This is a genomic window from Pseudomonas brassicacearum (assembly GCF_918698105.1).
Lineage (GTDB): Bacteria > Pseudomonadota > Gammaproteobacteria > Pseudomonadales > Pseudomonadaceae > Aquipseudomonas > Aquipseudomonas brassicacearum_F.
In genome coordinates, this window is record NZ_CAKKMI010000050.1 from 42,650 (window position 1) to 49,079 (window position 6,430).

Annotated in this window: 6 protein-coding genes; 4 read left to right on the forward strand and 2 right to left on the reverse strand. The window is 60.4% G+C overall.

All coding sequences use genetic code 11. The features are described 5' to 3' along the window. Window positions 1-54 precede the first annotated feature (54 nt). Complete coding sequence (locus tag LQ215_RS19310) at window positions 55-1,227, forward strand: MFS transporter (protein WP_230152117.1); 1,173 nt, start codon at window positions 55-57, stop codon at window positions 1,225-1,227. On the opposite strand, the gene LQ215_RS19315 is transcribed toward LQ215_RS19310, so the two are convergent. After that, window positions 1,228-2,682, reverse strand: coding sequence for an NCS1 family nucleobase:cation symporter-1 (locus tag LQ215_RS19315; protein WP_230152118.1), 1,455 nt, complete (start codon window positions 2,680-2,682; stop codon window positions 1,228-1,230). It lies immediately after the preceding gene. A 434-nt stretch (window positions 2,683-3,116) separates the two neighbouring features. After that, complete coding sequence (locus LQ215_RS19320) at window positions 3,117-3,953, reverse strand: CvfB family protein (protein WP_230152119.1); 837 nt, start codon at window positions 3,951-3,953, stop codon at window positions 3,117-3,119. Window positions 3,954-4,292: 339 nt separating this feature from the next. On the opposite strand from LQ215_RS19320, the gene LQ215_RS19325 reads away from it, so the two are divergent. The 3 genes from LQ215_RS19325 to LQ215_RS19335 all read left to right on the forward strand — a co-directional run bounded on the left by LQ215_RS19325 (window position 4,293) and on the right by LQ215_RS19335 (window position 6,335). Further along, window positions 4,293-4,481 (forward strand): hypothetical protein, encoded by a 189-nt coding sequence (locus LQ215_RS19325; RefSeq protein ID WP_018607615.1) that lies wholly within the window; start codon window positions 4,293-4,295, stop codon window positions 4,479-4,481. 195 nt (window positions 4,482-4,676) lie between these two features. Continuing rightward, complete coding sequence (locus tag LQ215_RS19330; RefSeq protein WP_230152120.1) at window positions 4,677-5,387, forward strand: TorF family putative porin; 711 nt, start codon at window positions 4,677-4,679, stop codon at window positions 5,385-5,387. Between the two features lie 81 nt (window positions 5,388-5,468). After that, complete coding sequence (locus LQ215_RS19335; RefSeq protein WP_230152121.1) at window positions 5,469-6,335, forward strand: DUF6279 family lipoprotein; 867 nt, start codon at window positions 5,469-5,471, stop codon at window positions 6,333-6,335. The last annotated feature ends 95 nt before the right edge of the window (window positions 6,336-6,430 follow it).

Here is a 6,430-nt window from a genome sequence, read left to right on the forward strand (position 1 = left end):
AAGTCCATCAGTCCTAGCCTGACGGTCATTCGCCCCGACACCCGGAGAACGACCATGTCACCTCTAATTCGCCTGCTCGGCAGCTTCATCGCGCTGATGATGGCCATGGGCATTGGCCGCTTTGCCCTTACGCCCCAGTTACCTCATTTGATCGGCGAAGGTCAGCTCGACTTGACCGCCGCCGGTCTGATTGCCGCGGCCAACTACCTGGGTTATTTCCTCGGCGCGCTGGACGCCATGTTCGCCCGGCGCCCGGAGCAGGTGCGGCGACGGTTGCTCGGCGGCCTGTGGCTGTGTGTATTGCTGACCTTGGCCTCGTTCTGGGCCTGGGGTTTCTGGCCACACCTGGCATTGCGCTTTGGCACCGGCGTGGCGAGCGCCTGGGTGATGGTGATGATCACCGCCCTGAGCCAGCCCTTGGCAGCGGCGGCGGGACGGCCACGGCACGGCGCCCTGGTATTTGCCGGACCTGGATTGGGGATTTTTCTGACAGGTTTGTTGGCGTTGGGCTCGAACCTGCTGGGCCAGACTTCCGCAACCCTGTGGCTGGTGTATGCCGACGTGGCGTTGGCGATGTTGCTGGTGATCTTGCCGATCCTGCCGCGACCTGCCGCAGCCGCGGCCGTTGCTGCGCCGGTCAGCGCCTCGCCGAACCGTGGCATCGCTCGGCTCGGTGTGGTGTACGCCTTGTACGGCGTGGGCTACATCATTCCGGCCACGTTCCTGTCGCAAATGGCCTCGGCGCAGTTCCACGGGCAATGGCTGGCCGACCTGTTCTGGCCCTGCTTCGGCCTGGCCGCCGCCACCGGCGTGTTGTTGGTCAGCCTGCGTCGCCCCACCCCGAACACCACCGGTCGCTGGCTGATCGGTACGCTCTGGCTGCAAGCCGCCGGGGTATTTGCCTGCCTGCTGGGCAGCGGCCCGGGCCTGGCGTTGGGCGTGATCCTGTGTGGCACGCCGTTCCTGGCCTGCATGCAGCTGGTGATGCTGCGCTCCCGGGAGCTGTCGCCCCACGCCACCCAGCGCAACGCTGGCCTGTTGACCGCCTGCTTTGCCGTGGGCCAGCTCAGCGGGCCACTGCTGGCGGCGCTGAGCAGCCATTTCAGCGGCGGCCTGCAACCGGCGCTGATCATCGCCGGCAGCGGTCTGCTGCTGGCCGGCGGCCTGTTGCTGCGGCCCGCCAGCCAGGGCGCGGCAAGGCCTTGCGCCCAGACCGCCCTGCGTTGATCAGGCCTGGCCGGCTGGGCTGAGCGATTTGTTCAACTGCGCGGCCGGCTCACGTCGCGCCAAGGCGAAATACAACACCCCGCCGAGGAAGCAACCGGTGAACCAGGCAAAGTTGGCCATCGGTTGCAGCAACGGCGTAAAGGTGATCGCCACGCCCATCAACGTGGCCGGAATCAACGCCTTCACCGCGGTCCAGTTGATGCCGCCACTGTAGTAATAACGCCCGCTCGGCCCGTCATTGAACAACGCATCGACGTCGATCTGCTGTTTTTTGATCAGGTAGTAATCCACCAGCAGGATCCCGAACAACGGCCCGATAAACGCCGCCAGCACGTCGAGGGTGTAGTGGATCACTTCGGGGTTGTTGAACAGGTTCCACGGCGTGATGAAAATCGAGGCCACCGCCGCGATCATGCCGCCAGCGCGCCAACTGATCTTGCTGGGCGCGACGTTGGCGAAGTCGAACGCCGGAGAGACAAAGTTGGCGACAATGTTGATGCCAATGGTGGCGGTCACAAAGGCAAAGGCGCCCAGCAAGACGGCCACACTGTTGTCGATGCGCGCCACAGTGGCGATCGGGTCATGAAGCATTTCGCCGAACACCGGCAAGGTCCCGGAAACAATCACTACGGTGACCAGGGAGAACGCCAGGAAATTCACCGGCAGCCCCCAGAAATTGCCCCGGCGCACGTCAGACATGCTTCGGCAGTAACGGCTGAAATCGCCGAAGTTCAGGGTCGGACCGGAAAAGTACGACACCACCAGCGCCGTCGCCACGATCACCTGGCCGAACGCCTGCCAACCAGACAGGGACTTTTCCGCCAGGGTGAAGCTGATATTGCTCCAACCGGCCTTCCACACGATCCATCCGGCCAACAGGAACATCACCGCATACACCACCGGTCCGGCCCAGTCGATGAAACGACGGATCGATTCCATACCGGTCCAGAACACCAGCGCCTGGACGAACCACAAGCTGAGGAAACCGAACCAGCCCAGGTAGGACAAACCGGCAAAATGCGCCGTCGCGTAGGCTTCCATCGAAGGAAAAAACCGTAGCACCACAATGATCAGAGCGCTGGAGGCCAGGTACGTCTGAATGCCGTACCAGGCCACGGCGATCAAGCCGCGAATGACCGCCGGAATATTCGCCCCGAACACCCCGAACGCCAACCGACAGATCACCGGATACGGCACCGCCGCCTGCTGGCTCGGCCTGGCGACCAGGTTGGCGATCAACTGCACGATGCAGATCCCGCCGAGCAAGGCAATCAATACCTGCCAGCTCGCCAACCCCAGCGCGAACAGACTGGCGGCAAACACATAACCGCCCACACTGTGCACATCGCTCATCCAGAAGGCGAAGATGTTGTACCAATTCCATTTCTGCGGCAGCGGGCCCAAGTCCTCGTTATAGAGGCGGGGGCTGTAGCCGTTGGGCAATTGCTCGGACATCGCGGGGCTCCTTTGAGTACCGCCGTGCCCCCGTACCGACCTGCTCACCATACTGCGCACGGGAGCCGGCATGGTTTGTATACGCCTTACTACGCAGAATGCGTGCCATAGGCGAAGAATGTGAGACAAACCGGGGTGTGTAGCGGCGGTTAAAGCCGGGCAAGAGCAAGCATACGCCCACGAACAGGGCGTGGGTGCATGCTAAAGGTGCAGGGGTTTGTATACAGATAGGAACAACCTGTGGCGATGGAGCTTGCTCCCGCTGGGCTGCGAAGCAGCCCCAAACCCGGTGTGTTCAATCAATCAGGCAGACCGAGGAGGCAGGCTCGGGGGCCGCTTCGCGCCCCAGCGGGAGCAAGCTCCCTCGCCACAGACCTACAACCTGCAAGACCGCAGGTCCACAGGTCCACAGGTCCACAGGATTCTGTCGTCAATCAGCTCAATTCAATGCGATCCGCATGAATGACAATCTGCCCATTCTTGTACAGCGCACCAATGGCCTTCTTGAAGTTGCCCTTGCTCACGCCAAACAGACTGGTGATCAGCACCGGGTCGCTCTTGTCACTGACCGGCAGCGTGCCGTTGTTTTCGCGCAACTTGGCGAGGATCTTGGCGTTCAAGCTGGTGGCAGCTTCCTGGCCCACGGGCTGCAGGCTCAGGCTGATCTTGCCGTCCGGGCGAATTTCCTTGATGAAGCCTTTTTCCTGCTTGCCGGCGCGCATGAACTTGAAGATTTCATTCTTGTGGATCAGGCCCCAGTGCTTGTTGTTGATGATCGCCTTGAACCCCATGTCGGTGGCTTCGGCGACCAGCAAATCCACTTCCTGGCCCGGCGTGTAGTTGGCCGGGGTCTTGTCCAGATAACGATCCAGGCGCGCCGTGGCGGTGATGCGGCGGGTGTGCTTGTCGAGGTAGACGTGCACCACGCAGTATTCGCCGGCGGTCATCTGGCGCTTTTCTTCGGAGTACGGCAGCAACAGATCCTTGGGCAGGCCCCAGTCCAGGAACACGCCGATGCTGTTGACTTCAGCCACTTTCAGGCTGGCGAACTCACCCACCTGAACTTTGGGTTTTTCCGTGGTAGCGATCAGTTTGTCGTCGCTGTCCAGATAAATGAAAACATTGAGCCAGTCTTCATCTTCACTGGGAATATCCTTGGGAATATAACGATTGGGCAGCAGGATTTCGCCGTCCGCACCGCCGTCCAGATATAAACCGAAGTTAGTGTGTTTAACCACTTGCAAACTGTTGTAGCGCCCGACTAAAGCCATTTCCAATACCCTCATTGCGTGGGCGGCATTCTACCCGGTTTTGCGGCGCGATTCGTGGCCGACGGCAAGGTTTGCCGGCAAGGCCAGGGACAACCGTTGATTTTCCTGGGTTTTCGTCCGAGGCACAGCCATTCGTCAGACCGGTGACGGTGCGTGCCGTCCGCTATCGGCGCAATATTCTTCACACGGTTGTTATTTAAAACAGAGGCTTAGGGCAATAATTGCCGGATAACGGCTGGTTATTTCCATCACGCTAGCGATAATTCAGAAGGATATTTGCCAAGCAATTGTCAAGTATTTCCTGTACGATGCCTGGCCCAATTAATTATCTACAGGTTAATGGCCGTCATGCGCGTAAAAGCATCCAACAGCAAAGCAAAGCCAGCTCCAGCCGTTGAAACCAGCGAGTCGATCAACGACCAGATCGCTGCGTTCCTCAAGTCCGGCGGCGAGATCCAGCAAATTGCCAAAGGCGTCAGCGGCCAGACATTCGGCCCGTCCAAGCAGATCAGCCTGGGCAAGAAGTAACCTGCGCGTCACCTGGTCCCAAAGCGCTTTGAGCTTCGAAGCGCTTGGACTGGAACCCTCCCCCGCCCCGCCTATTTCCCATGAATCGACGAACGGCCCTCGCTGCCGAGCATTCGTCGGTATGCTTTCGCCTCTCTAGCTCAAGCGTTTCAGCTTAATAACCGATCCTGCTTCCCGCTTTTCATGGAGTGAAGCATGCGTGGCCCTACTGTTCTGCTGATGATCAGCCTGTTGCCCTGTTCCCTCGCCCAGGGGCAGGTATTCCAGCGCGAACTCGGCGACTTCGACCTCAAACTCGGCACCACGCCCAGCCGCAGCATGGCCCAAGGCCTGGTCACCCCGTCTAGCACCGGTTCGTTCCATGGTGGCCTGGACCTGAGCCACGACAGCGGCTGGTACGTGGGACAGTGGTCACCCAGCGCGGGCGTATCCGCCGATCTGGAAGTGGATTCCTACATGGGTTTTAAACAACCCTTCGACCAGACCCTGGGCTACGAAGTCGGCCTGATCCACTACAGCTACCCCACCGTCGATACCCTCGACAGCCAGGAGTTCTACGGCGGCCTGACCGTGCTCGGCAGCCGCTTCGGTGCGGCCCTGAGCAACGACCCGGACAAACAGAACAGCACGCTGTTTGCCGACCTGGGTGGCAATGTGCCGTTCGGCATTGGCATCAGCGCCAAATACACCACCCACCAACTCAATACGCCAGTGTCGGTCGAGAACGGTTATGTCGGCAGTTTCAGCGACTGGTCATTGAAAATTTCCCGCCCGTGGAAGGGCATCGACCTGGACCTGATCTACAGCGACTCAAGCCTCAGCGGCAGCAGTTGCTCGGCATACTCCGGCCACAACAGCGAATGCGACAGCCTGCTGACCCTCAAGATGGCCCACCCTTTTTACTAAGCGTTACGCATTTAATCGGCTGAACTGCCGCGTGTCTGCGATGCTCAAACAAAGCACCTACGCCTTTGCAAGGACTCGCTCATGCCGCGCTGGTTGACCCGCACTGCCATGTTCATCGCCCTGCTGCTGACACTCACCGCCTGCACCCGCATAGGCCTGGCCTACCGCAACCTCGACCTGATCATCCCTTGGACCCTCAACGATTACCTGGACATCAGAGGCGAGCAAAAGAACTGGTTCGACGAACGCCTCAAGGACCACCTGACTTGGCACTGCACCACCCAATTGCCCGGTTACCTCGACTGGCTGGATCGCCTCAAGACCATGGTGCAAACCGACCAGGTGACCGACGAAGCCCTGCAACAGCGCACCCGGGAAGCCGAGGCTGCCATCGCCGAAACCGCCCGGGAAATCACCCCCTCGGCCATCGAACTGCTGCAAGGCCTGAACGACGACCAGGTCGATGACATGGACGCCGCCTTCGTCAAGGACCAGCGCAAACGCCAGCAGCAGTACCTCAAGCCGACGTTGCAGGAACAGATCCAGGAACGCAGCGACCGCATGGTCAAACGCCTGGACGACTGGCTTGGCCCGCTCAACGACGCCCAACGCCAACGGGTGATGGCCTGGTCCACCGCCCTGGGTGACCAGAACCAGCAATGGATCGCCAACCGCGCCCACTGGCAAAACCAGTTCAGCGAAGCCGTGGCCCAACGCCACAGCCCCGACTTTCCCAAGCGCATCGAACAATTGCTGGTCAACCGCGAAAGCCTCTGGACCCCCGCCTACCGCGAAGCCTTCAGCAAAACCGAAGCCCAGGCCCGCAGCCTGCTGGTGGACCTGATGGCCGAAAGCACCCCGCCCCAGCGCGAACGGCTGCTGAAGAAAATCGACGGGGTGAAGAAGGATTTCACTGACTTGAAGTGCCTGAAAGCAGCACGAACCTGAGTAAGCACTGACTTAAAACCAGTGAGATCCAATGTGGGAGCGAGCTTGCTCGCGATAGCGGCAGAACAGGCAACACATCTGCTGAATGTCAGCCC